20 protein-coding genes are annotated in these 21,874 nt (G+C 58.8%); 10 read left to right on the forward strand and 10 right to left on the reverse strand.

What is annotated here, in order from left to right; translation table 11 throughout:
- The 4 genes from C7U61_RS04540 to ehuA form a co-directional block, all read left to right on the forward strand.
- On the forward strand, positions 1-340 hold a 340-nt coding region (locus C7U61_RS04540; RefSeq protein WP_146143943.1), incomplete at its 5' end, for a transporter substrate-binding domain-containing protein.
- Between the two features lie 92 nt (positions 341-432).
- Positions 433-1,098, forward strand: coding sequence for an ectoine/hydroxyectoine ABC transporter permease subunit EhuC (gene ehuC, locus C7U61_RS04545; RefSeq protein ID WP_106996977.1), 666 nt, complete (start codon positions 433-435; stop codon positions 1,096-1,098).
- Positions 1,095-1,787, forward strand: coding sequence for an ectoine/hydroxyectoine ABC transporter permease subunit EhuD (ehuD, locus tag C7U61_RS04550; RefSeq protein ID WP_106996978.1), 693 nt, complete (start codon positions 1,095-1,097; stop codon positions 1,785-1,787). Before ehuC ends, ehuD begins: the two co-directional genes overlap by 4 nt.
- Positions 1,784-2,548 (forward strand): ectoine/hydroxyectoine ABC transporter ATP-binding protein EhuA, encoded by a 765-nt coding sequence (gene ehuA, locus C7U61_RS04555; RefSeq protein WP_106996979.1) that lies wholly within the window; start codon positions 1,784-1,786, stop codon positions 2,546-2,548. The genes ehuD and ehuA overlap by 4 nt, the downstream gene beginning before the upstream one ends.
- A gap of 37 nt (positions 2,549-2,585) precedes the next feature.
- Here the strand turns inward: ehuA and C7U61_RS04560 are convergent, their stop codons facing one another.
- The 6 genes from C7U61_RS04560 to C7U61_RS04585 all read right to left on the reverse strand — a co-directional run bounded on the left by C7U61_RS04560 (position 2,586) and on the right by C7U61_RS04585 (position 11,223).
- Positions 2,586-4,016 carry a PLP-dependent aminotransferase family protein gene (locus C7U61_RS04560; RefSeq protein WP_106996980.1) on the reverse strand — a complete coding sequence of 477 codons (1,431 nt, stop codon included), beginning with the start codon at positions 4,014-4,016 and terminating at the stop codon, positions 2,586-2,588.
- 143 nt (positions 4,017-4,159) lie between these two features.
- Entirely contained in the window at positions 4,160-5,539 is a 1,380-nt protein-coding gene (locus C7U61_RS04565) for an aspartate aminotransferase family protein (protein WP_106996981.1), read from the reverse strand.
- A 29-nt stretch (positions 5,540-5,568) separates the two neighbouring features.
- A complete protein-coding gene (locus C7U61_RS04570; RefSeq protein ID WP_106996982.1) occupies positions 5,569-7,065 on the reverse strand; it encodes an NAD-dependent succinate-semialdehyde dehydrogenase in 1,497 nt (498 codons plus the stop codon).
- Between the two features lie 119 nt (positions 7,066-7,184).
- Entirely contained in the window at positions 7,185-7,679 is a 495-nt protein-coding gene (locus tag C7U61_RS04575; protein WP_106996983.1) for an Lrp/AsnC family transcriptional regulator, read from the reverse strand.
- 335 nt (positions 7,680-8,014) lie between these two features.
- Entirely contained in the window at positions 8,015-10,009 is a 1,995-nt protein-coding gene (locus C7U61_RS04580) for a glycosyltransferase (RefSeq protein ID WP_106996984.1), read from the reverse strand.
- On the reverse strand, positions 9,991-11,223 hold the full coding sequence (locus C7U61_RS04585) for an HlyD family efflux transporter periplasmic adaptor subunit (RefSeq protein WP_106997029.1): 1,233 nt from the start codon (positions 11,221-11,223) through the stop codon (positions 9,991-9,993). The genes C7U61_RS04580 and C7U61_RS04585 overlap by 19 nt, the downstream gene beginning before the upstream one ends.
- 261 nt (positions 11,224-11,484) lie before the next feature.
- Between C7U61_RS04585 and C7U61_RS04590 the strand changes: the two genes are divergently transcribed.
- The gene (locus C7U61_RS04590; RefSeq protein ID WP_106997030.1) at positions 11,485-11,778 is read left to right on the forward strand and encodes a hypothetical protein; all 294 of its coding nucleotides are present in this window, start codon (positions 11,485-11,487) and stop codon (positions 11,776-11,778) included.
- Positions 11,779-12,087: 309 nt separating this feature from the next.
- On the opposite strand, the gene C7U61_RS04595 is transcribed toward C7U61_RS04590, so the two are convergent.
- Positions 12,088-12,339, reverse strand: a complete 252-nt coding sequence (locus C7U61_RS04595; RefSeq protein WP_106996985.1) for a DUF982 domain-containing protein — start codon at positions 12,337-12,339, stop codon at positions 12,088-12,090.
- Positions 12,340-12,760: 421 nt separating this feature from the next.
- Between C7U61_RS04595 and C7U61_RS04600 the strand changes: the two genes are divergently transcribed.
- The gene (locus tag C7U61_RS04600) at positions 12,761-14,329 is read left to right on the forward strand and encodes an EAL domain-containing protein (RefSeq protein WP_106996986.1); all 1,569 of its coding nucleotides are present in this window, start codon (positions 12,761-12,763) and stop codon (positions 14,327-14,329) included.
- Between the two features lie 80 nt (positions 14,330-14,409).
- Here C7U61_RS04600 and C7U61_RS04605 read toward each other — a convergent pair whose 3' ends face one another.
- Positions 14,410-14,655 carry a hypothetical protein gene (locus C7U61_RS04605; protein WP_106996987.1) on the reverse strand — a complete coding sequence of 82 codons (246 nt, stop codon included), beginning with the start codon at positions 14,653-14,655 and terminating at the stop codon, positions 14,410-14,412.
- A gap of 356 nt (positions 14,656-15,011) precedes the next feature.
- Here C7U61_RS04605 and C7U61_RS04610 point away from each other — a divergent pair, with 356 nt between their 5' ends.
- From C7U61_RS04610 to C7U61_RS04625, 4 genes are read left to right on the forward strand one after another with little or no spacing between them, the layout of a single operon-like run.
- On the forward strand, positions 15,012-15,320 hold the full coding sequence (locus C7U61_RS04610) for a hypothetical protein (RefSeq protein ID WP_106996988.1): 309 nt from the start codon (positions 15,012-15,014) through the stop codon (positions 15,318-15,320).
- A 2-nt stretch (positions 15,321-15,322) separates the two neighbouring features.
- A complete protein-coding gene (gene ligD / locus C7U61_RS04615) occupies positions 15,323-17,956 on the forward strand; it encodes a DNA ligase D (protein WP_106996989.1) in 2,634 nt (877 codons plus the stop codon).
- Between the two features lie 29 nt (positions 17,957-17,985).
- Positions 17,986-18,888 (forward strand): hypothetical protein, encoded by a 903-nt coding sequence (locus C7U61_RS04620; RefSeq protein WP_106996990.1) that lies wholly within the window; start codon positions 17,986-17,988, stop codon positions 18,886-18,888.
- On the forward strand, positions 18,863-19,375 hold the full coding sequence (locus C7U61_RS04625) for a DUF4334 domain-containing protein (RefSeq protein WP_106996991.1): 513 nt from the start codon (positions 18,863-18,865) through the stop codon (positions 19,373-19,375). The genes C7U61_RS04620 and C7U61_RS04625 overlap by 26 nt, the downstream gene beginning before the upstream one ends.
- A 55-nt stretch (positions 19,376-19,430) precedes the next feature.
- Here C7U61_RS04625 and C7U61_RS04630 read toward each other — a convergent pair whose 3' ends face one another.
- Positions 19,431-20,339, reverse strand: a complete 909-nt coding sequence (locus C7U61_RS04630) for a DUF6328 family protein (RefSeq protein WP_146143944.1) — start codon at positions 20,337-20,339, stop codon at positions 19,431-19,433.
- A 236-nt stretch (positions 20,340-20,575) separates the two neighbouring features.
- Complete coding sequence (locus C7U61_RS04635; RefSeq protein WP_106996993.1) at positions 20,576-21,748, reverse strand: DUF2252 family protein; 1,173 nt, start codon at positions 21,746-21,748, stop codon at positions 20,576-20,578.
- Positions 21,749-21,874 lie beyond the last annotated feature (126 nt).

A 21,874-nucleotide genomic window follows, 5' to 3' on the forward strand; every position in this document is an offset into this window, starting at 1 on the left:
TCAGGCCAATGCTGATGCGCTCTCCACGATCCAGACCGGCCGTGCCGACGCCTATGCGGCAACCGAGCTGACCGTCGCCAAGCTCGTTCAGGGCAGCACGAATGTCGAGCATGCGGAGCCGTTCACCGATCCGGTCATCAACGGGAAATCCGTCAGAAGCTACGGCGGTTTCGATTTCCGGCCCGAGGACAAGGAGCTCTACAAGGCCTTCAATACCGCTCTCGAAGCCTTCAAGAAGACCGAGGACTACAAGAAGATCCTGATGTCCTATGGTCTCAGCGCAGAAAGCGTCGAGGCCGCGCGCACCAAGAGCACCGAAGACCTTTGTGCGGGCAAGTGAGCCTATCGATAATCGGGAACGATCTGGCGACGTCTGCGGATGATCGCCAGGTCGGTCGGCCCCTCCCATCCTGAAACGGAGGTGACCTAACAATGAGCTGGACACACTATCTGCCCGCATTGCTGAAGGGCGCCGAGGTGACGGCGCTCATCGCCATCGCCTCCATGTTTCTTGGTGCCATTCTCGCCTTTGCGGCCGGCCTTGGGCGCTTTGCCGGAGGACGCCTGCTGTCCGCAATCGCGATCGTCTATATCGAGATCTTTCGCGGTACGTCGCTTCTGGTGCAGCTTTTCTGGCTTTATTACGCACTGCCGCTGATCGGGATCTCCTTCGATCCGATCACGACGGGCATTGCCGGCCTGGCGCTCAATATCGGTGCCTATGGCGCGGAAGTCGTGCGCGGCGCGCTGCAGGCGGTTCCAGATAACCAGCATGAGGCGGCACGCGCCCTGAATTTCAAGCAGGGACAGACGCTTTTCCATATCGTCCTGCCGCAGGCCGTGGTCGAAATGATGCCGGCTTTCGGCAATCTTGCCGTTCAGAACCTGAAGGATACGGCACTGGTCTCGCTGATCTCGATCAGCGATCTCACCTTCCAGGCGCAGCAATTGCGCAACATCACGCTCGACAGCGTGACGATCTACTCGCTGACGCTGATTGGATATTTCATCATGGCGCTTATCCTTGTTGCCTTCATGCGCTGGTTGGAGACGGTCCTTCGCCGTGGTGCTGCCTTCCCGGGGAGGGCACCGGCATGATGTATGGCTTCACCTGGGATACGACGACGACGCTCTCCTTCGCATTGTCGATCCTGCCGATCCTCGGCATCGGCCTGATCGTGACGCTGGAGGCGGCAGCCGCCGGCTTTGCGATCGCGCTCTTTCTCGGCCTCGTCTTCGCCTTGCTCAGGCGCAGCCGCTTCGTCGCGATCTCCTGGCCGACGGCCTTCGTCATCGAGTTTCTGCGCGATACGCCGCTGCTCGTCCAGCTCTTCTTCCTCTACTACGTTCTGCCGATCTACGGCATCACGCTCCCGGCCTTCCTGACGGGTGCGCTGGCCCTTGGGCTGCAATATTCGGCCTATACCTCGGAGGTCTATCGTGGGGGTCTGGATGCCGTGCCGCGCGGACAATGGGAGGCTGCGACGGCGCTCAATCTGGGTCGCGGCCGCACCTATTGGGATATCATCATCCCGCAGGCGATCCCCCGTATCATTCCGGCGATGGGCAACTACCTCGTCTCCATGCTCAAGGAGACGCCGGTGCTTTCGGTCGTCACAGTGGTCGACATGCTCAACCTTGCCAATCTCATCGGGGATCGAACATTCGAATATCTCGTGCCGCTTTCCCTCGTCGGCCTGATCTTTCTCATCCTCACGCTCGTCTGCTCGGCAGCCATTCATTGGCTCGAAAAGACGTTGCCGAAAAACGGAATTGCTTTGAGATGACGCAACCTTTGATCCGCTTTCAAGATGTGACCAAGCGCTACGGCCACCTGACCGTGCTCGACAATTTCTGCTTCGATGTGGCGCCGGGCGAGAAGGTGACGTTGATCGGCCCTTCCGGCTCCGGAAAATCGACGGTCCTGCGCATCCTGATGACGCTCGAGCCATTCCAGGAAGGAACCTTGCATCTCGCCGGCATGTCCTATCATCAGGACAATGGGCGAGGCCGGTTTCTTGCCAGCGAGGCGCATCTGCGCCAGATCCGCACCCATGTCGGCATGGTCTTCCAGAGCTTCAACCTGTTTCCGCACATGACCGTGCTGCGCAACGTCGTTGAAGCGCCGACACGGGTGCTCGGGCTTGGCCGGGCGGAAGCCGAGTGCCGTGCCGTCGATCTCTTGCGGATGGTCGGGCTTTCGGAGAAGAAGGATCATTATCCGAGCCAGCTTTCCGGCGGTCAGCAGCAGCGGGTCGCGATCGCCCGTGCGCTTGCCATGCGTCCAAGAGTCCTGCTGTTCGACGAGCCGACATCCGCACTCGATCCGCAGCTCGTCGGCGAAGTGCTCGGCGTCATTCGTGACCTTGCCCATGAGCATGATCTGACGATGCTGCTGGTCACGCACGAAATGCGCTTTGCCCGGGAAGTGTCCGACCGCGTCTGCTTCTTTGACAAGGGCCGCATCTGCGAACAGGGCAAGCCGGAAGAGATTTTCAGCGCGCCAAAGGAAGACCGCACGAAAGAGTTTCTGCATTCCATTCTTTGATCGGGTGCTGTGTTGAAATTGATGCCTCCCGCTGCGATTAAACGATCGTTCCCACGTCGAAAACGGGAGGCAGTTGCTCGAAGGTGCCGCGAACGGTTTCCAGCGCCGAGCGAAGGGCGGAATGGGATAGGCGGCCGCCCAGGCAGATGCGGATGCCGCCGGTCGGACGCTCCCCTCCCGCAATGAACGGTTCGGACGGCGTGACCGCGACGCCCTTGCGGGCAAGCGCGCGCACAAGACCTTCCTCCGTCCAACGTTCCGGAACGGAAAGCCAGGCGCAAAGCGACAGGGGATGGCTGCCGGCGACGAACGGCGCCAGCACATCGGAGACGATTGCCTGCCGGGCCTCGGCCTCGCTTCGCTGGACGGCAAGCAGGGCTTGCGCCGTCCCATCCAGAACCCAGCGCGACGCCATTTCGGCAACGACATTGGTGGCACTCCATCCGGTCACGCGCAGGATCGAAGCAGCGCGGATCGAATAATGGGCCGGCACGACGAGATAACCGATGCGCAAGCCCGTCATTACGGATTTGGTGAAGCTGGTCACGAAGAAACCGAGTTCCGGGATGAGATCCGGCATGGAGGGAAGGGGAGCCCGCAGCATCGGCTTATAGACCTCATCCTCGATGACGAAGATACCATGCCGCCGGGCTATGTCAGCGATCGCGTGGCGGCGTTCCGCACCCATGACGTGGCTGGTAGGATTGCCGAGCGAGGAAACGATGACCAGTGCCGAGACATCGCCGACGGCGCAGGCGGCCTCGAAGGCGTCCGGCAGGATACCCTCGCGATCGGTCGGAAGACCGCGAAGCGTGAAACCGAGAACGTTGGCAAGGCCGATGATGCCGTGGTCGGTCAGGTTCTCGGTCAAAACCACTTCGCCGGGTCGAACGACCGAGGCGACGGCAAGGAAGAGGCCGTGAGCGGCGCCATTCGTGATGAGGATGCGATCCGGATCGGTTGTGACCGATAAGCCGGCGAGCCAGGCCTGTGCCGCGGCACGATGGGCATCGAGGCCGGCGATCGGCCGGCAAGGCCGCATGAAACTGCTATTGTCGCTTTCGGCAAGCGCCTGCATGAGTTCACGGGCCGATCGCTCATGCGCCTCGGTATAAACAGCGCGGATGATGGAAAGATCGGCGCTGCCGCTTGGATCTCGATCGAGCATGAAGCTGTCGGCGCGTTCGGTCACACGGCTGCGCACGAAGGTGCCGCGCCCGACCTCGCCGCGCAGATAGCCGCGGCGCTCCGCCTCCTTGTAACTCAGGCTCACGGTCTGGACCGAAATGCCGAGCGCATGGGCGAGATCGCGATGCGTCGGCATCTGCGCATGCACCGGCAGGACGCCGTCATCGATGTCGGCGATGATCTTGTCGGTGAGCAGCTTGTGCTTGGTCACGCCCTTGCGATGCTGGAGGACGGGTTTCCAGGCGCCATTGTCCTGGTGCGTTGAATCATGACGATGCATGGATTGATCCGGTACAATTATCGAGATCCATGTACACCATTCGGCGCCGGATGGCGACGACCGGATGCAATGGCGCGGCCTATTGTCAACAACAGGCCGCGCCATTGGCGTAGGATGTGTAGGGTTGTCTCTTCGGGATCGGATCAACGGCCCGAAAGCACGCTTTCGATCGCGCCGGCAGCCGCCTTGACGACGGTATCGGCTTCCTCGCGCGTCAGGCACAGCGGTGGCGCGAAGCCGAGAATGTCTCCCTGCGGCATGGCCCGGCCGATGACACCGCGCTCGAGCAGCGCCGCTGCCACCTGTGGGCCGATCTTCTGCGCGGGATCGAAGAATTTGCAATCATCCTTGTCCTCGACGAATTCGATGGCTGCCATCAGGCCGTCGCCACGAACCTCGCCGACATGCCTGTGGCCGCCCACCGCCTTGGTTAGTTCGGAGCGGAAATAGGCGCCGGTCGAGCCTGCATTTTCAACGATGCCGAGTTCGTCGACCAATTCAAGATTGGCGATACCGGCGGCGGCGCAGATCGGATGCGCGGAATAGGTCCAGCCATGGCCGATGGCGCCGAGCTGATCGGATCCCTGCACGAGCACCTGCCACATCTTGTCGGAGACGATGCTGCCCGAAAGCGGCGCATAGGCCGAGGTCAAGCCCTTGGCGATGGTAATCAGGTCCGGCTTCATGCCGTAATGATCGGAGCCGAACATCGTGCCGAGACGACCGAAGCCGGTGACCACCTCGTCGGCGACGAGCAGGACGTCGTATTTGTTAAGGACGGCCTGGATCTTCTGCCAGTAAGTTTTCGGTGGCGGGACGATGCCGCCGGTGCCGAGGATCGGCTCGCCGATGAAGGCAGCGATCGTTTCCGGGCCTTCGGCGAGGATCATTTCCTCGAGTTTATCGGCGCAATGCTGCGCAAATTGTTCTTCGTTCATCGACCGGTCGGCGCGGCGGAAGAAATAGGGAGCTTCGGTATGGAGGATCGGCGCGCGCGGCAGGTCGAAGGCCTTGTGGAAGAGTTCGAGGCCGGTGAGGCTGCCGGTCATGACGCCGGAGCCATGATAGCCGCGCCAACGGGAGATGATCTTCTTCTTTTCCGGACGGCCGAGAATATTGTTGTAGTACCAGATGAGCTTGATGTTGGTCTCATTGGCATCGGAACCGGAAAGGCCGAAATAGACGCGGCTCATGCCTTCGGGTGCCCGGTCGATGATCATCTTGGACAGCGTAATCGAGGCTTCCGTGCCGTGTCCGACATAGGCGTGGTAATAGGCGAGGTTCTTTGCCTGCTCCGCTATCGCATCGGCAATTTTCTGACGGCCATAACCGACGTTGACGCAGTAAAGGCCGGCAAAGGCGTCGAGGCTCTTCTTGCCGGTGGTATCGGTGATGTAGACGCCTTCGGCGCCGGCGATAACGCGGGTCGGGGTCTCGCCGCGCGCATGCATTCCCATATGGGTCGAGGGATGGAAGAAATGGTCTCGGTCCCAGGCGTTCAGTTCGTTGCGCTTGTCCAGCATAGTGTGGTTCCTTCTTTGTATCGGAAGCGTCAGGCTGTCGTGTCGACGCAGAGATATTTGAGCTCGGTGAAGGCCTCGATGCCGTGGCGGGAGCCTTCGCGGCCGAGGCCCGACTGTTTCCAGCCGCCAAATGGGATCGGGCCGCCGGTGATCTTCACGCGGTTGATGGCGACCATGCCGTATTCGAGCGCCCTGCCGAGCCGCATCTGCCGCGCGCCGTTCGCCGTCACGACATAGGCGACAAGGCCGTAGTCGGTGTCGTTGGCGCGGGCGATGACCTCGTCTTCGCTGTCGAAAGCGGTCACGACGGCAACCGGTCCGAAGGTTTCTTCGTGCATGATCAGCGCATCCGGCGAGGGCTCGACGAGCAAAGTCGGCTGAAAGAAAAGCGTCCCGGCCGGGTGCCGTTTGCCGCCGGTGACCAGCCTTGCACCGTGGCGCAAGGCGTCCGTGACCTGTTCCTCAACCTTGGCCACGGCACGTTCGTGCATGAGGGGGCCGATATCGACGGTACCGTCCAGTCCGTTTCCAACCTTGAGGGCTTCGATACGCTTAGCGAATGCAGCGACAAAGGCGTCCATGATCGGACGCTGAACGAAGATCCGGTTGGCGGCCAGGCAATCCTGGCCGGAGGTCGCGAATTTGGCATTGACGGCGATGTCGACCGCGCGCTCGAGATCGGCGTCGTCGAAGATGATCAGCGGCGCATGGCCACCAAGCTCCATGACGAGCCGCTTCATGCTTGCGGCACACTGGCCGGCGATAAGTTTGCCGATCCCGGCCGAGCCGGTGAAACTCAAAGCTCTTACCCGAGGGTCGTCGCAGAAGGCACCGACGATGGTTGCGGCATCGCCGGTCAATACGTTGAAAACTCCGGCAGGAAGGCCGGCCCGTTCGCCGAGTTCGGCCAGCGCCAGCGCCGATAGCGGCGTTTCGGACGACGGATGGGCAACAATGGTGCAGCCGGCGGCGAGCGCTGCAGCCGCCTTGCGCGTGATCATGGCGGCGGGAAAATTCCAGGGCGTGACGATCCCGACAACGCCGAGGGCCTCCCTGCGGACGAGCATTTCGCTATCCGGAAGATGGCTGGTGACGCTTTCGACGTTGATGCGCTTGGCTTCCTCGGCATACCACTCGATGAAGCCCGCGGCATAGTCGATCTCACCAAGCGATTCAGCCAAGGGCTTACCTTGTTCCAGCGTCATGATCAGCGCCAGATCCTCGCGCGCATCGATCATCAAATCATGCCATTTGCGCAGGATCGATGACCGTTGCTGCGGCAGCAGTGAACGCCAGGCGGAAAAGGCACCAGATGCAGCGTCGATAGCCTCGAAGGCTTCTCTCTGGTCGAGGCTGGCGACCCAGGCAAGCGTTGCGGAGGATGCGGGGTCGGTGACCGCGAAACTCTGATTGGCCTTGCCAGCAACCCAGCGGCTGGCGACATAAGAAAGGTTTCGCAGCAAATGGCGGTCGTTCAGCCGCGAAAGGGCTTCATGATGGGTGGCGCGGGCATGGAGCGCAGTCATGGTCGAGTCTCTCCTTCCAGATAGCCGATGCTGTCACGAAATGACGTGAGAGATTGTCCATTGCTGGCGCTCGACAGAGAGAAAGGATCTAAAGAGAAGCGCGGCGCTAGAGAGTTTGTCTATTCACTGTCAGGCGCATCCGGGGAAAGAAGGCTGGTGACCGGCAGTACCGCCTCCTCCTTCACGGTCTTGGTCACGATATAGGTGAAATAGCGCTCGATGCCGAGGTCGCGATTGAGGAGATTGTCGATCAGGCGCTGATAGGCGTCGATATTGGCGGCCATGATCTTCAAGATATAGTCGACGCCACCGCCGACGGCCCAGCAGGCCACGATCTCGGGAATGGCCGCTACCGCCCGCTCGAAACGATCGAAGTCGCTCTGCCGATGATTTGCCAGTGTCAGTTCCACCATGACGCTTGCGACCGGCGCGAGACGACGGAGCGCCACGCGGGCATGATAGCCCGTGATGATCCCCGCTTTTTCAAGCTTGCGAAGGCGTAGCCAACAGGGCGTGGGCGACAGACCAACTTTCTCGGCGAGCGCGAGCTTGGTGATGCGGCCATCTCGTTGAATCGCATCCAGTATTCGAAGGTCAATGGCATCAAGTCTCATAGGGAAGCTGCTTATGTGTTCCGGCGTGCGTCAGCCCGCATTCTCATTCGGGTCTAAAGGCAGATGGCGATGGAGTCCATTGTGTATTCTCCCCTCAGGAAATGATCCCGAGCATGCAACCTAGCGTGAAAAAGTAGGAATCACCCGGATCGGCGAGTGCCTGGGCCTGCGGGCCGGTGCATGTCCGATCTGCATCTTCAGCGTCAGAATGATTGAATCATCGCGGCCATCTGCAAGTCGAAGCCGATTGTTCTCCTTGGCATCGCACTTTTCTGTGCTCTTCCTTTTGCGGCGCAAGCTATCGGGGAGTCGCCTGATCAAATACCGTTATCTCGCTAGAATGTGCGTGTCCGGCCGAAGGAACGCAGCAGAAGATTGACGGATACGGCGACCTTGTCGAGGTCGCGAATGTCTTGCGAATAGTCTCCCGTATAGAGCTTTACAATCATTTGATCTCGGATGGCGCCAGTAAGGTCGAAATGAAGGTGGAGATAATAGGCTTGCCGATCGCCTCCCCGGCTCACGCTTCTGCGTCGCTGAGTGACCTGCTTCAGTTCGGCTTCGAAGGGTGCAAAGCCGTGAAGATGCAGCAAGACCGATTTGGATTCGAAGCGTGAATCCACCGCAACCGCGACCACGGCCTTATCGAGCGCCAAACTGACCAACCGGCCGGGAATGTCATCCACCGAGGCCGGTTCGTCCAATTTGAACGCGTGAAACAATCGTTGCGGTTTCTCGAAGCAAATGAGGGAGGCGATGACTAAGACGACGATGTTGATGCCGGCCCAGAAAGCGGCGATCGGCGAAAATTGCGCCTGGATCTGTGTTGTCTCGGGGACGATATCGATGAGCAGTCCGAGCGCCGTTATCGTGATCAAGGTTGCGATCCAGGCAAACGTATATTTGTCGAATTGTTTTGCTTGATTGCCGCTGCCTTTCGGCGTCACCCTAAACGGCTTGCCGAATGGTCTGATCAGGCTCGACAACACGGTCGGCAGCATTCGGAAAGTCGCAAAGGTCCCAACGGCACTTGAGATAATGGGCAGATATCGCGTTGGCGTTATCCAAAGCATGAGAAGGAAATAGGCCGCCAGCAACGGAACCTGGTATGAGACGTAGTCAGCGATGTCAGTGAAATAAAGCGGCAAAAGTCCGAACCAGAGATAGGCGATCGGAATGACCAGGATCATCAGGCGAACCAGATATTGGACTATCCATGAAACCGGCAGGAACAGGATCCGCTGAAACAAAGACAGTCCTGGGCCGAGCAGCGGACCATTGTGCAAGTAAAGCGTCTGAATGCCACCCTGGCACCAGCGTTCTCGCTGAACGAAATAGGCGGTGAGATTTTCCGCGGCGAGTCCCATCGACAGGCGCTCGTTCAAGTAGCGCGTCTTATAGCCTTTGTTGAGCATGGAGAGCGTGGTGAGCAGATCCTCGGTGATCGACTCCGTCGGGAAGCCGCTGATCGCGTCGATCGCCTTGCGCCGAGCGATCGAGCACGAGCCACAGCAGAAGCTGACGTCCCATCCGTCGCGGCTGGGCGCGATCTCGTCAAAAAACAGACGCTGCTCGTCAGGCCATATGTTCTCCAGCCCCAGGTTCGTCTGAACGGGATCGGCATTAAAAAAGTGCTGCGGTGTCTGGACGATACCGATGCTTTCGTCGGAGAAGAAGGGCAGTGTACGACGAAGAAAGTGCCGGTAGGGGACGAAATCGGCATCGAAGACGGCAATGAATTCGCCCGAGCTGACTTGCAGACCATTATTCATGTTGCCGGCTTTGGCGTGAACGTTGTTGCTGCGCGTGACATGAATAGCGTTCTTCTCTTCACAAAAGGTTTTTAGCCAGTCGCGGCGCTGGTCGTCGAGGACATAAACCTTGAGCTTTTCTGCCGGGTAATCGAGTGAGAGTGCGCCGACAATTGTTCGCTCCAGGACGTCGAGCGGCTCATTGTAGGTGGGAATGAAGACATCCACCGTCGGCAGTTCGCGCTCGTCACGCGAAAAAAAGATATTGCCAAGCTCATCCGTCTCGAGGCTGCGGTCGACGTAGCGGCTCATGAGGATGAGGAACAGCACAACGTCGGAAAATGCGAGAAGTTCGACGATAAAGACGAGCCAGACCCAGTAGAAATTGGCACCATCGTAGGGATAAGGAAGGACGGTTTGCGTGAACCGCCAAATCATGTAGCGCAATGCGACGGCCGCGACGAACCCGCAGGTAAGTGTCCTCGTCCAGCTATGATGGCGCGACCAATTGAATGGTCCCAAGAAAAAGAAGGCCACCACGAGAAAGGTCGGAGCGAGGGCTAGAAGATACTGAACCACAGGTTCCTGACCCAATTCGAAAAACCGAGTCCATGCCTTGGAAAGCGGACCTGGACCGAACGTCCCACTTGGCAGAAATTTTCGAAGTCGCTGTTCATGAAGGAAGATTGCAGACGAACCCTGATGTGGGCATTGCGTTGTGATGTAAAGGGCAGGCTCGCCGCAAATGAATCGGTTTCCGTAGCTGCAGAGCTGCCCTTTACGGAAACGACCGAACCTTTGAAAACATCGCTACGCCCCAGCAGCCGAACCTGCGCGGCCAGGCCGGGATAGATCTCGTCATAGTCGACTTCGGGGACAAGGATGTCGACGAACAGCTCTCGGCAATCGAGAATTCGCATGAGCTGATTGTTGAGCACGACGTTAGAGCCATTGACGATGCTTCTGCTCCAAACAACGCCCTCGAATGGCGCGGTTACGGACGCCGATTCGAGACTGCTCACGCGAATGCCTTCTTCCGTGAGCTGCTTTTCGACTTCGGCGGCGCGAGCTTCATTTTCGGCGATCCGGGAATTCAGGTCGCTGATGTGGACGATCACCTCATCCTGACGTTGGCGGAAGTAGGGTACGTCGTTCTGTCCATCTCCGAATACGAAAATGCCCTGTCGAACGGCGTTCAGCCGTTGTTGCAATTGATCGACGGTCAGGTTGCTCACTTCGACCTCGCCCCCGGTCGCCGCGCCGGTGGCGCGTGCGGCATCCACCATTCGCTGGGTGAGTATCCCCTTGGATTCCAGCTCCTTCCGGCGATCGAAATCGACCTGCGCGGCGAGATCTTGCGCCTGCGAAACCTCGACCCTCTTCCGCAAAATCTCGACTTCGCGTTCAAGGTTTGAAATCGTAGCCTGCTTGAAGATTTCCAGGCGATTTCCCAGTTGGTCGCGAAGCTGCGTGAGATCGTCGCGTTCCTTTTTCAGCGCTGCCACTCGATCAAGGGCGGTATTGCGCTCCGCCTCAAGGGAGGCCAGAACTGCGCGGCTCACGCGAGGATTGCTGATTTCGGCGAGATTGTCGCCGGCTTTGACAGGAACGCCAACCTTTGCTGGCTCGCCCGAAATCACACCGTCGATAGGAGCATTGAGGAGAGCCAGGCGCGCATTGACGGTGCCATCCCGGCTTGTATAGCCCGTGATTGCCGGTAGCGAGACGACAATTGCAAGCGCCAGCAGCAAAAGGCCGACGGTGACACGGATAATGCGATGATTCCAAATCATGTCAGCGATAGGACCAGCGGGGTTAGCGGTCATCGGTCCGGCGACCTTGGCCGACAGATGCAACTAGGTCTTGTGTAATTTAGCGCGAAGGAATTTAGCCGGCAAGTGGCGGCGATGGGCTTGTGTTAACGAATGAGAATACGCTGTCTCATTAACGGTCGAAGGAGGTTCAAGCCTCACCCTTCCACCATCAGGCAAGCGGGCTGGAACATTATTCCACTTTGCCAGTTGATCTTGAGGGAAATTAAGGAGGTATACGAAATGCGAAAAATAATGATTGCCTGTGCGGCCATCACCATCTGTGCTGGTTTACCTGCGGCTGCGGCAGCAGAAGAGGTCATCGTCGACGGGCCTTCCTATGATCAAGGCTATCGTCACCACCGCCATCACCACCCGTATGTTGCGCTAAGCGACCGGGGCATTGCCATCGGATCGGTTCGCGAGCGTGATCGATACCATCGCTATAACGATCGCGGCCGTTGCATGACAAGGACTGTCACTCACACCGATGAAAATGGCGACGAGGTCACCAGAACCATGCGGCGCTGCGATTAGCAGCGCCGACGTGGGGGCAGCTTCCAACCGGCATCTATTCTTAGCCTTTGCGGGCGAAGCGGTCGTTGATCAGACTTCTGCTGGATTGGTACGCAAAGAAAGGCATCGGCGGAGGACGGATATCAGACAGTTTCCGTCCTCTTTTCCTCGGCGATCGGGCGTCTTGCCGCGTGCCCGTGGAATAGACGTCGATGAGATGAAACATCAACGCGAAGGGCCGGCGCGGCCGGCTCCTCTATAATAAACCTACGCCTGTGAGAGGTCTCCGCTTGAACCACCGGCATTGCACATCCGGTGGATGGTATGACCTCACTCCTCGAAGATATATATGTCGCCTTCCTTCAGCGCTGCAAGAAATGCCTCTCTGGCTTCGTCCGCTTCCATTTTGCCCTGCTGAACGGCCAGAAGTGCTTTCATCGCGGTGTGATAGGCTTGGCCATCTTCAAGAGTTGGCCACTCGTTCAACATGAATTCCGCCGCGCGCTCCGCGCTAGAGATTGTCAAACGGTCTCCCGTCTTCCGGGTTTCGACTATGACAGGCTTACTCCACCATTGGGCCATGGGCTTTCTCCTTGTCGCGGTCAACGCCCTGCCAGTTGGAATGTTCCGGGAGGAAGTTCTTGGCTCGAGTGAAATCTCGACGCACGCGAACAAAGAGAGCTCAGCTAGTCATTATCGCCCACATCGACTTTACCTATTTCTCACCTTCTTCCAGCCGGCGGGCAATCGCATGGCTGCAAGGAAGGTGAGGGCGTGGATTCTCCGCGTTCGGCTGCTTGACGCCATGCGCCCGCCCTCGACGGCCCGGTTCGGCTCCGTCGATCCGGGCTGCCGTTTTGGGGTCCAATGCCGAGTAAGCAATTATTAGGAGTATAAACCCATTCTATAGAACTGGTCACTGTATGTGTCGTGCTTTGAGCCGAAATGGAGCTGCTTGAACGAGAGGCTCGAGGGTTTGCGGATGCAATGGCGTGGAGGGAGCATGCACGCATTTTTTGAAAGTAAGGCAGGAAAGCAGCTCGCTGCCCTACTATGCGGTGCGGTCGTGCTTTGGATTGTCGGCTATGTTTGGCATGTCTCCATATTTTACGGCTTGAGAAACATATCCGATGCGTCCGTCGATTTTGTCTTCCTGAATTTGATCGTCGTGGGGGCAGTGAGCTCGAGCTATTCACTGTTACGAATTCTTGAGCTGCGCAAGGAGATGCAGAGGCAAGAGGAGCTTGCAAAGCAGGCGCACTGGATCGCAACGCATGACCATCTTACCCGCCTGCCCAACAGATATGCGCTCGAGAAATTCGAGCTTGCGCAATCAACCGATGCGGATAGTCAAGAACCTTCCACTGCGACGGTCTTCTCCCTCGATCTCGACGGTTTCAAGAAAGTCAATGATTTGGTCGGCCATCAAGGTGGCGATCGGCTTCTGCAGGAAGTCTCGAAGCGTCTGTCCCAATTCGCCGATCCCGCGAGCGTCTTTCGTCTGGGGGGCGATGAGTTTCTCGTTATTGCAAGGGGATTGGCGGCGCAAAAGGATGAAAAATTCGCAAGATTGCTGATCCAGGCCATCAGCCAGCCAATACAGGTGGGCGCAATATCGTGCCAGGTGGGTGCAAGCGTCGGCTATGCCAGGTGGCCTGAACAGGGGCTCGCTTTGGAGGACGTCTGCCATCGTTCGGACATCGCGCTCTACGAGGCCAAAGCAGTCGGAGCAAGCAACGCCTTGCAATTTTCGGAGGAGATGCAGCGCAAAGTGACCGACCGTGCAAGGCTTGAGGATGAGCTTCGCAGGGCAATTGCTGAATGTCGGATCAGGTCATTTTACCAGCCTCTTATTGACCTTCGCTCCGGCGAGGTTTGTGGGTTCGAAGCTCTCGCCAGATGGACTTTGGACAATGGCGAACAGATATCGCCGCAGATATTCATTCCCATCGCCGAGGAGACCGGCCTGATGACGGAGCTGTTTCAGCAGCTATTGCGAACGGCCTGCGAGGATGCAAAGCTGTGGCCGGATCAGATATCGCTCTCCTTTAACGTCTCGGCAATCCAGATGGACGACAGATTGCTTGCGACGCGGATTCTCAAGGTTTTAAAAGAAGTTGGCTTCTCCCCTTCCAGACTGGAAGTGGAGATCACCGAGAATGCTTTGATCCGCGATCCCAATCTTGCCGCATCGGTGGTCGACGACCTTCATTGCGCCGGCATTCAGATTGCTCTCGACGACTTCGGCACCGGCTACTCAAGCCTTGCGCAACTGGCTCGATATCAGTTCGACAAGATCAAAATCGACAAGAGTTTCGTAGATCCCGCTCGCATCTCCGACGAACGCCATGAAAAGATCCTGCAGGCGCTCCTCCTTATGAGCCGAGGGCTCGATGTAAAAACCACGGTCGAAGGCATCGAGAACTACACGCAGCTTGCATATTTTCTGCGTGAAGGCTGCGATATCGGCCAAGGATATCTTTTTGGAAAGGCCATGCCCGCCTCTGAGGTGATCCCCTACTTGCGCAATCGCAAGTCGGTTCTCAAAGCCCAGGCATTCCAAGCCTCCTAGATCTGGCAAATGCGCGGCAATTGCATGATGGAGGGCGGCGACGGCCCTTCAGCGCGCCTCGACACCGAAATCGCCTATATTCAGTGGGTGGAGACCTTTTCGTTGGCGAGGAGAATAACATAGTCCTCCGAAGCGTCGGCCAAAGCTAAGGCGATTTCCTCGATCGAAAACCCTTCCTGCTGCAAATTCTCTACCATTTCCAACATTGCGATTTCGACCCGGGCACGCGTAGTGCTCTGCGGAATGGCGGATACGTTGTTCCCAAGGCTATCTACACTCATTTTCAGACCCTCTTCAAAGGCACGAATGCCGCGTAGGTTATCCATATGTTATTGATTATGCAAGTATAGACCGAATATCGCAAAATATTGTGACAACTGAATGTTGTAATACTTATCGTTTTAATGTTCCAACGTGAAATTATACTCGCGATTGGACGCGTAGGACGGCAGCGGGCATGGCGAATTCGGACGAGAAAACAGCACGCGAGAACCTCGCTAAGCGCAGTGCTCAACCCGCCTCGCGGCGGCCTTGTCTATCCGGCGCTTCGGCCCGATCAAACATGCCTGCCTCCGTTCCCCGCGCCAAAGCGGCACCCCTGGCGGCGTATGCAAGGATCTAGGGAAACTACAAGGGCTAAAAAGCGTTCTGTTGCTGTGAACCCCATCAGCAGGAGACAGCAATGGCGGACGACAGCACCACGACGATCAGCGCCACATTTCAAACACGTCAGGCAGCAGATCTTGCCATCGAGCATCTGGTTCAGCAGCATGGAATTTCCAGGCCGGACATTTTCGTTCAATCGGCAGGCGACCGAAACACTGCGGGTTCGACGCCCTCGGGAGGAGATGCCTCGCACGGAGAGGGAGCGCGCCGCGACGCACCGCTTGCAGGCGAGATCGAGGTCTCGGCGGATATCGCCTCCAGCCTGGCCGCGACCGTCCGGCGCAGTCTCGCAGATGCCGGCGCGCTGCGTATATGGAGCCGCTGAGCATGGCCGACACTCTTTCGAAATACCGTGCCAAGCGCGACTTCCAGAAAACCAGCGAACCGAGCGGGGAGACGCATGTCAAACCCTCGAACCGCCGGCGTTTCGTCATTCAAAAGCATGATGCCACACGGCTGCATTATGATCTCCGCCTGGAACTTAACGGCGTCTTCAAGTCCTGGGCGGTGACGAAGGGACCATCGCTGGATCCGCGCGACAAGCGGCTGGCCGTCGAAGTGGAGGACCACCCGCTCGACTACGGCGATTTCGAAGGTACAATCCCCAAGGGCCAGTATGGCGGCGGCACGGTGATGCTCTGGGACCGCGGCTATTGGGAGCCGGAAGGCAGCGCCTCGCCCGAGGAAGCGTTGAGAAAGGGTGACTTCAAGTTCACGCTGGACGGCAAGCGCCTGCATGGCAGTTTCGTCCTGGTCCGGATGCGCAAGGATCGGGACGGCGGCAAGCGAACCAACTGGCTGCTGATCAAGCATCATGATGACTATTCGGTGGAGGAGAACGGCGCCGCCGTTCTGGAGGAGAATGCTATCTCGGTTGCCTCTGGCCGCAGCATGCAGCAAATCGCAGAGGGCACGGGCCGCAAACCACGGCCCTTCATGATGGCGAATGCAGATGTGGAGGCAGATGCGGTCTGGGACAGCAAGCACGGCCTCGCAGCCGACGAGCGCAAAAAGCGGCCGCGCAAGGATGTCGCGACCTCCAACCCCGCCGATCTGCCTGACTTCGTCGATCCGCAACTGTGTGAAAGAGTTGCTCGACCACCCGCTGGCAATGATTGGCTGCATGAAATCAAGTTCGATGGCTACCGCATCCAGATGCGCGTTGTCGACAGCGCGGTAACGCTGAAGACGCGCAAGGGCCTCGACTGGACCGGAAAATATCCCGAGATCGCCAAGTCGGCGTCCGAACTTCCCGACTGCATTATCGATGGCGAGATCTGCGCGCTCGATGAGCACGGCGCACCGGATTTTGCCGCGCTGCAGGCAGCTCTGTCGGAAGGCAAAACGGATGACCTCGTTTATTTCGCGTTCGATCTGCTGTTCGATGGCGGCGAGGACTTGCGCTCGATGCCCCTGGTCGAGCGGAAGGAACGGCTGCAAAATCTTCTGGCCGAGGCGAATGACGATCCCCGCATCCGCTATGTCGAACATTTCGAAACCGGCGGCGATGCGGTACTCCGCTCCGCCTGCAAGCTGTCGCTCGAAGGCATCGTCTCCAAGCAGATGGATGCACCCTATCAGTCGGGCCGCACCGAAAGCTGGGTGAAATCGAAGTGCCGGGCGGGCCATGAAGTGGTGATCGGTGGTTATGCCAAGACCAACGGCAAGTTCCGCTCGTTGCTGGTCGGTGTCCACCGTGGGAGCCAGTTTGTCTATGTCGGACGCGTCGGCACCGGCTATGGCGCCAAGAAAGTGGAGACGCTGCTTCCGAGACTGAAGGCACTGGAGACGGCGAAATCGCCGTTTACAGGTGGTGCTCCGAAGAAGCAGGGGGAAGTGGTCTGGACAAAGCCGGAGCTTGTCGCCGAAATCGAATTCGAGGGCTGGACCGCGGACGGTCTCGTCCGGCAGGCCGCTTTCAAGGGTTTGCGCGAGGACAAGCCGGCAAAGGAGGTCGAGGCCGAAAAGCCGGCATCGCCGGGCAAGACCGAGACCGCTGAACCTGTCGCAGCCGCCACACATAAGCTTGTCCGTCGCAAAGGTGCGAAGGCCGAAGTCATGGGAGTTCTCATTTCCAATCCTGACAAGCCGTTGTGGCCGGACGCCGGTGACGGAGAGCCTGTCACGAAGGAAAAGCTGGCGCGCTATCATGAAGCTGTCGGCGCCTGGCTCATCGAGCATATTAAGGGCCGGCCATGTTCGATCATTCGCGCACCGGATGGTATCGAGGGAGAGCAGTTCTTCCAGCGGCATGCGATGCCCGGCACCTCCAATCTTCTCGAACTGGTGAAAGTGTTCGGCGACAAGAAGCCATACCTGCAGATCGACCGGATCGAGGGGTTGGCCGCTATTGCCCAGATCGGCGGTATCGAACTGCATCCATGGAATTGCCAGCCGGGCAAACCGGAAGTGCCTGGACGTCTGGTGTTCGATCTCGATCCCGGGCCCGATGTGCCGTTTGCGAGCGTTGTTGCCGCGGCGCGCGAGATGCGCGACCGGCTCGAGGAGCTCGGTCTCGTCAGTTTCTGCAAGACCACGGGCGGCAAGGGTCTGCATGTCGTCACTCCGCTTGCCGTCAACAAGCGCAAGGCTCTGACCTGGGCCGAGGCAAAAGGTTTTGCACACGATCTCTGTCAGGATATGGCGCGCGACAATCCCGATCTCTACCTCATCAAGATGACCAAGAGCCTTCGGGGCGGCCGGATCTTCCTCGATTATCTGCGCAACGATCGCATGGCGACCGCCGTCGCTCCCTTGTCGCCGCGCGCACGTCCGGGTGCCACGGTCTCGATGCCCCTCACATGGACGCAGGTAAAGGCCGATCTCGACCCGAAACGATTTACGATCCGAACGGTACCGGCGCTGCTTGCCAAGAGCTCGGCCTGGCAGGATTATTGTGACGGCGAGCGACCGCTGGAGCAGGCGATCAAGCGCCTCGGGAAAACACGACGTGCAGCGTAATCCCACAGGACGATCTTCAGGCGAGTCAGATGGCCGAAGCAACACAGGACACGACCGAGCCACCCGCGCGCGAGGGGGCAACCGCCGATCTGCCGCACGACCGTATAACGGTTGAGCGCTTTCGGCAGGCGTTCCCGCGTGCTCGGTGGAGCGACCGGCACAATGCCTGGTTCGTGCCCGGCCGCACCGCCCAAAAACGCATTGGCCGCTGGTTGGCCGAGATGGAGGCCGAAGCGGACAGGTTCGCCGACGACAAGGGCAGGGATGCCTATGCCTTCGAGCCAATTGAAAGCCGATACCTGGAGGCGGCGCCCGCGACGCTCCAGATCCGAACACCCTACTCTCGCGCCGTTATCGATGAAATCCGTGGGATTCCGCTTGCCCGCTGGGATGCCGACCGCCGCCTCTGGACGGTGCCGTACCGCTCGTTTGCAGAACTGCGCCAACGCTGGCCGGTCATAGAGGCGGCCGCCAAGCGCAGCGAGCCGGATGCTCGGCGCGCAAGGCGCGAGGCAATTAAAGGGACGGAGGAAGAGGAGCTGTCCAAGGGGAGGATGAGGGAGCGCCGGCGGACGCGATATCCTGTTCCGGCCGACGATCCGCCGCCCTTCGACCGTGCGATCGGCACGCATGTAGGGGTCGTTTTCTTTACCAGGACCGACGGCGAACTCGCGGATCCGACGACGGTTGCCGCTTTCTACTTTGCCGCTGCGGATGGTGAGGATTATGTCTGGATATCGTGGCGGCGCGGCACGCTGGAAGAATTGGTGACGACGTGGCCGGCGCGCGCACCTCCGGGGCAAGGCGAACGCTATCGCGGCTGGTGGATACCGACGCTTGAAGAGCTGCGCAACGCCCGGCGCGACGCCAGAGCCAAAGAGCGCAAGCAAAAGGACAAGCGAGCCAGTGAACGACCAGCAGACAGTGCTTGAGCAATTTCAGCACCTGCCGCCGATCGCGCCGCGCGAGCTCGTCGGCTTGTGGAAGGGGCGCGGCATACCGGCGAACCATCCGTTTGACGGCGTGCTCGAAAATCTCGGCTGGTACGGCAAGCGCTTCATGACCGATATGCGCGCCGATGCCCTGCTGTTTCGCTCAGGCGAACACCGGCTCACGGCCATTGATCCGAAATGGATACCGCTTCACTGGGCGCTGCGTTTCGATCGGCTCGGCCGGACTCGGATGGCGAGAAACCTGCTTTCCTATCTTCAGCGCCGGCTTCGAGCGAAGGGGCCGGTCGCAGCGGTGAAAACCCTGGCATTTGAGGGTGTCGAAAGCGCCGCGATGGTCTATGACCATCAACCGATCATCGACTATTTTCGCCGGCTCGATGAACTGCGGCTCATGGGCGCGATGACGATCAGAGGCGACGCACGGATCTACTTCTTCGAACTTCAGCGCGTCGACCAGCCGTCTTGATGATCTCCTTTGCGCGCAGCCCGCTCGCGACGTCCCGGACGCCGCTAAAGTGTCGTCATCCGGCTGAACGTCGGCTCTGACGAAGCCGTTTCCACCATGGCCAGAGGTGCCACAATCCGATCAATACGAGAAGAGCGATCGCGGCCGTTACATTGGCAAGGATATGATTTCCGATAGCCTTGCCTATCACGACATCTATATCGGCCGCCAAACCCAGCGCCAGAAAGATCGTTGCAGCAAGCAGGAAGCGGCTCGCAATTTGGTAGAACTCCGCGACCGGTGCGCCATCGTAAACGATACGATGATACGCCGGAGGTGTCACCAGGAGGATGATCGCAAAAGTGACCGAACCCAGCGCGATGCAATGAAGCATTTTTGCCGGGACGCCGAGTTCTGCAAAGCCGTGCGTGAGTACAATTGCAAGCTGGAAGCCCAGCAAGGCCTGTGCGCCGGGCAGCACAACACGGGCTTCCGTCAACACATAATCGATCTTGGCGGCGGTGGGCGTTTTTTCGTCTGAAGTCGTCATATTGATATCTCCGTTGCGGGCGCGAAGGAACGGCCCGTACCACAAGCCGGCCGCCACGAGGCCCGCGAGGGATCCAACCGCAATCCCAGTCGTCGCCCCCAGGCCCCGGCTTATGGCAACGCCGATATCTAAACCGAGTGCGACGGCGAATGGAGCAAGCGTGGAAAGAGACGTCCGCGTGACGAATTTGTTGAACTCAGGCGTCGCTTCTCCGCGCCCTACAATCCTATGGTGCGCACTCGGTGTAATCAGGAGTGCAATGATCAGGACCATGATGCAAAGGACGATCACTTCCACGACTTTCTCGAGGAAGCTCAATTCGGTGAAAGTCTCCTGAAACGGCGCGTGGAATTGAAAGCCGAGTAGGATTTGCGCACCCAACATCAGCATGCGCAATTCATCCAATGCGGTTTTTGTCTTATCGGCCAGTGACACCTGTCTTCCCTTTTTTTGGAAAGGGCGAAAGCGTAAACTGCGGCTTCACTCTTCCCATCCACGTTAAGCGTCATTCCGGATGAAGGTTCCGTGGCGCTGTATTCCGCTCGTTTCGAGACGTGCCGCGCCACCAACCGGACTTGGTGAGGACGCCTTCGATGATCTCATCGAAGTCCTTTGCGGGGCAGGCGCGACTGGTGATGAGGGAAGCGCTCATCGTCGGATCGTCAGAGCTGTCAGTGATGCCCCAACGCAAATTGCCGGCAATGCTCGAGATAAGCCTTGTCGTGGATGGACAGGAGATCGATCACACTCGACCAAAGCCATGAGGGCGTGTCTGCGTGTTTTTTCCGCGCGCGAGCAAGCCCGGTCGCCCAAGATCGCCATACCTGCCTATCCATCTGTCGACCATGCGCGTGTCCCACCACTCCCCCGAGATAATGCGCGATCGCCTGGATCTCATCTCCAGCAAGACGGTTGACCTCAATTTTCATGTCCTGCGGCGTAATCTCGCGAATGAATACGGCCGTTCCCATGACCTTCGACGCCACCATGCGGTCGCCAAGATTGGGCGACAGCGCTTTGGCTCCGGTCAGGACCCGCTCGGCATGGTCCTGGGGCATTTCTGCGCCGGCAGCCGACGGAGCGGCAGCGGCCACCGCCTCCTTGATATCCAGCAACGAAACCGGTCCGCGCTTGCCATTTCGAACCAAAACCGCGCATCGAAGGTGGCCAAGGGAACTGCAGCCTTTGATCCAGTAGGCAGCGTCGAGAACCTTTGGATCGAAGGTCGTCGATCCCTGAGATGAGGCTACCACTCTCTCTAATTCCTCGTCCTTGCAAAGTGCCATCACCGCGCGCCGCTCATCCCTGTGCAGCGGCCAGAGCCGCTTGTTGCGGGGAAGGAGAGGGCGTTTGGTTTGAAAGTTCTCCATTGCTAGGTTTTTCCACCGCCGGTGAAGGGAGTGCTTCACGAGTTTTTTAATGTCCTTGGGCGGCCGGAGGCGCGGAGTGCTTGCGGTATCTTCCACACACGCGGTCTCGTATCCGCCAACAAGCGCGTCCAGCATCCTCGCAGTTGTGACGCCGGGCAGGTCTGAACCACGGGCAGTCGAGGCAAGCGAAAGGCCAAGGCGAATGAGGTCATGTGCAGGATTGCCAATGACTGTTTGATCAAAATCGCGGATCTGAATAGCAACGTCACCATCGCCGTCCGCCAGGGCGCCGAGGTTGCCCATATGACAATCGCCGCAAATCCATATGGGAGGTCCGTTTGGGATGGACTGTGCACATCGGTCCAGCCACTCATAAAACAACTTCGTTGTTCCACGAATATAGGCTTCGGGTGAACGTGCCATCTTGAGGTTTCGCCGGGAGCTTAGAAAAGAATCGCGATCCTTGCTATTCATCGGTTCATATCCCCGTTGCACAGCCCCCAAACGCTTCAAATATAGCAGAAACCTTCAAATGAAACAGATCTCGGCCGCCATTGGCCTTCGGTTTAGGGTGCTGTCTCACTCAATCCCGAAGCGAGA

The sequence above is a fragment of the Rhizobium sp. JAB6 genome (assembly GCF_003024605.1).
Lineage (GTDB): Bacteria > Pseudomonadota > Alphaproteobacteria > Rhizobiales > Rhizobiaceae > Rhizobium.

Bases quoted from the DNA above. Each gene is read 5' to 3' on its own strand.
- ehuC (WP_106996977.1), top strand. From the start codon at position 433: ATGAGCTGGACACACTATCTGCCCGCATTGCTGAAGGGCGCCGAGGTG.
- ehuD (WP_106996978.1), top strand. From the start codon at position 1,095: ATGATGTATGGCTTCACCTGGGATACGACGACGACGCTCTCCTTCGCA.
- ehuA (WP_106996979.1), top strand. From the start codon at position 1,784: ATGACGCAACCTTTGATCCGCTTTCAAGATGTGACCAAGCGCTACGGC.
- C7U61_RS04560 (WP_106996980.1), bottom strand. From the start codon at position 4,016: ATGCATCGTCATGATTCAACGCACCAGGACAATGGCGCCTGGAAACCC.
- C7U61_RS04565 (WP_106996981.1), bottom strand. From the start codon at position 5,539: ATGCTGGACAAGCGCAACGAACTGAACGCCTGGGACCGAGACCATTTC.
- C7U61_RS04570 (WP_106996982.1), bottom strand. From the start codon at position 7,065: ATGACTGCGCTCCATGCCCGCGCCACCCATCATGAAGCCCTTTCGCGG.
- C7U61_RS04575 (WP_106996983.1), bottom strand. From the start codon at position 7,679: ATGAGACTTGATGCCATTGACCTTCGAATACTGGATGCGATTCAACGA.
- C7U61_RS04585 (WP_106997029.1), bottom strand. From the start codon at position 11,223: ATGATTTGGAATCATCGCATTATCCGTGTCACCGTCGGCCTTTTGCTG.
- C7U61_RS04590 (WP_106997030.1), top strand. From the start codon at position 11,485: ATGCGAAAAATAATGATTGCCTGTGCGGCCATCACCATCTGTGCTGGT.
- C7U61_RS04595 (WP_106996985.1), bottom strand. From the start codon at position 12,339: ATGGCCCAATGGTGGAGTAAGCCTGTCATAGTCGAAACCCGGAAGACG.
- C7U61_RS04600 (WP_106996986.1), top strand. From the start codon at position 12,761: ATGCACGCATTTTTTGAAAGTAAGGCAGGAAAGCAGCTCGCTGCCCTA.
- C7U61_RS04605 (WP_106996987.1), bottom strand. From the start codon at position 14,655: ATGGATAACCTACGCGGCATTCGTGCCTTTGAAGAGGGTCTGAAAATG.
- C7U61_RS04610 (WP_106996988.1), top strand. From the start codon at position 15,012: ATGGCGGACGACAGCACCACGACGATCAGCGCCACATTTCAAACACGT.
- ligD (WP_106996989.1), top strand. From the start codon at position 15,323: ATGGCCGACACTCTTTCGAAATACCGTGCCAAGCGCGACTTCCAGAAA.
- C7U61_RS04620 (WP_106996990.1), top strand. From the start codon at position 17,986: ATGGCCGAAGCAACACAGGACACGACCGAGCCACCCGCGCGCGAGGGG.
- C7U61_RS04635 (WP_106996993.1), bottom strand. From the start codon at position 21,748: ATGAATAGCAAGGATCGCGATTCTTTTCTAAGCTCCCGGCGAAACCTC.